Source organism: Halomonas sp. 3D7M, assembly GCF_014897885.1.
Classification (GTDB): Bacteria; Pseudomonadota; Gammaproteobacteria; order Pseudomonadales; family Halomonadaceae; genus Vreelandella.
Genome location: NZ_JABUZF010000255.1, coordinates 1 through 2,482 on the forward strand (window position 1 = coordinate 1; position 2,482 = coordinate 2,482).

Consider the following 2,482-nt stretch of genomic DNA (forward strand, 5'->3'; position numbering starts at 1 on the left):
TACGTCCTGGAATGAACGCTTACGAACGTATTGAAGACCCCGCCGAGATTGCCAAGCGTGAACTAGACGGTCCGTTTTCTCATGTGGTGTTCAATGTGGCACTGGCCAACGTTGAGGCACCCGAGCTACAGGTGCGTCATGCCCGGCCGCGGGCTAAAGAAGATGAGCAGGATCTCGCCAGTCAACTGGCCGGTACAGCGAAGGTCTGAGTCTGTTTTCAAACCACATAAAAACTATATAAGAGACCCATTATGACTCCTACAAAAGCCTTTCTGAGCACTGCCGTGGCGGCCTCTCTACTCTTTGGTGCCGTTTCTGCCCAGGCTCGCGATTTCCGCCTGGGGGTAATTACACCTCCCCAGCACCTCTGGTCCACCGAAGCTGTGGCCTTTGCCGACACCCTTCATGAGCGTTCTGATGGCGAGCACAGCGTCAGTGTCTTCCCGGCTCAGCAGCTCGGTAACGAAGCACAGATGGTTCAGCAATTGCAGACTGGCGCGCTGGACATGGCCTTTCTGACCATCGCTGAAATTTCCAATCGGATTCCTGACTTCGGTGCCCTCTATGCGCCCTATCTGGTTGATGATGTGGATCATGCCGCGCGCCTACTGCGTTCCGACACTGCCGGTGAACTGCTCGACCTGATGCCCCAGGGCGTGGGTATGGTCGGCGTTGGCTATGGCATGGTAGGCATGCGGCAGGTGCTCTCTCGGGCACCTATCGAGAACCAGGCCGATATGAGCGGGAAGCGCTTGCGTATCACCCCCTTTGAGCCAATCCGTGACTTCTATACTGCCACTGGCGCGGCTCCAGCCCCGTTGCCATTGCTCGAAGTCTATGACGCTCTGGCTAATGGCCAGGTAGATGCCATCGACATGGACTTTGATTCTATCTTGATCCTCAAGTTTTATGAGCAGGCGCCTAACTTACTGATCTCCAACCATATGATGTTCCCTATGGTGGGTGTGGTCTCCGGTCGGGTTTGGCGCGAACTCTCAGTGGAGGATCGTGAGTTGATCGAGACCGCCATGGCTGAGCACCTGGAGAATGTCCTGTCCGGCTTTCAGGCTAAGGATGCTGCCCAAGAAGCTGAGATCCGTGAGCTTGGTCTGAACATTGTCGAGGCCGATGCTGAGTTCTTCGGCGACGCCATTGCCGAGTGGGAAGCAATCTGGGGTGAGAAAGCTCCGAGACTGGAGATGCTTCGCCAGGAAGCCGACCGTCTACGTGAATGAGGGCGACGTGATGTTGTCACGACTTTCTGACCGACTTGCCAAAGGAGAGGAGATCACTGCCGCTGTCCTAGCGGCGGCAGTGACCCTGCTGATCCTTGTCAATGTGGCTTTTCGTGCCGCCGGCTATCCGATCTACTGGATCAGCGAGCTGGCTATCTACGCCATGATCTGGATGACTCTGCTGATCTCCAGTGCGGTTTTTAAACGGCGCCAAGGGATTGCTGTGACGCTGTTCACTGATCTCTTGCCGACCTCTTGTCAGCGCCTGGTAGGTTTGTTTGTCGACCTCATGGTGGCGCTCTTCGCGCTGATTCTGCTGTGGCTTTGTTGGCGCTGGTATCAGCCACTACTGCTGTGGCAGAGCGGATTCGATATTCAGGCTTTTCAAGGCGAGACCTTCAATTTCATCTATGCCGAGAATACCTCAACGCTGGGTATCAAGAAGTTCTGGGTGTGGCTGATTCTTCCTTGGTTCGCCGCTTCCTTGCTGTTCCACAGTCTGATCAATTTATGCCAATCGCTGTGCAATCTTGGTCGTCCGGCATCCCACACCACTCAAGAGGAGGTGGCCCGATGACTGTCGCTGTCTTTGCTGTGCTACTGCTGGGGGCGGTGCCCATTGCCCTGGTGCTGGCACTTACCGCCCTGTTCTATATATTGGTATCGGGTAATACCGTGCTCTTTGAGTCCTATCCTCAGCAGTTATTCGCGGCCATCGAGAGCTATGGGCTGCTGGCCATTCCACTCTTTATGCTGGCCGGAGAGTTGATGAACGAAGGTGGGGTAACTCGCCGATTGATCGACCTGGCACGGCTGCTGGTGGGTGGTTTTCGCGGTGGCTTGGCCTACATCAATCTGGTTGCCAACATGATGATGGCAGCGATTATCGGTTCTGCCGCCTCGCAGATCGCCATCATGTCTCGGGCTATGGTGCCAGCCATGGAACGGGAGGGCTATGACAAGCCCTATAGTGCGGCCATTACCGCTGCTGGCGGCTTGCTGTCACCCATCATCCCGCCCTCGATGCTGTTCGTGCTGTTCGGCGTGATGGCCCAGGTGCCCATTGCGGATATGTTTATCGCCGGTATCTTGCCGGGCCTACTGCTAGGCGGCACCTTCTTTCTGACTATCGCCATCATGGGGTTGGTACAGCAATACCCCAAGGGAGAGTGGCTGAGTCGACAAGAAGCAATAAAAGCGCTGAAGATGGGCCTGCCAGCCATGTCGATACCGCTGATTATCATCGG

3 protein-coding genes and 1 pseudogene are annotated in these 2,482 nt (G+C 55.7%); all 4 read left to right on the forward strand.

From position 1 onward, the window contains the following. A pseudogene (locus tag INT22_RS16005) lies at positions 1-209 on the forward strand (hypothetical protein); the annotation flags it as partial. 42 nt (positions 210-251) lie between these two features. After that, positions 252-1,235, forward strand: a complete 984-nt coding sequence (locus INT22_RS16010; protein ID WP_051626399.1) for a TRAP transporter substrate-binding protein — start codon at positions 252-254, stop codon at positions 1,233-1,235. Positions 1,236-1,245: 10 nt separating this feature from the next. Then, positions 1,246-1,812, forward strand: coding sequence for a TRAP transporter small permease (locus INT22_RS16015; RefSeq protein WP_193059608.1), 567 nt, complete (start codon positions 1,246-1,248; stop codon positions 1,810-1,812). Beyond that, positions 1,809-2,482: TRAP transporter large permease subunit (locus INT22_RS21250; protein ID WP_226912814.1), on the forward strand; the 674-nt coding region annotated here is incomplete at its 3' end. The genes INT22_RS16015 and INT22_RS21250, both read left to right, overlap by 4 nt.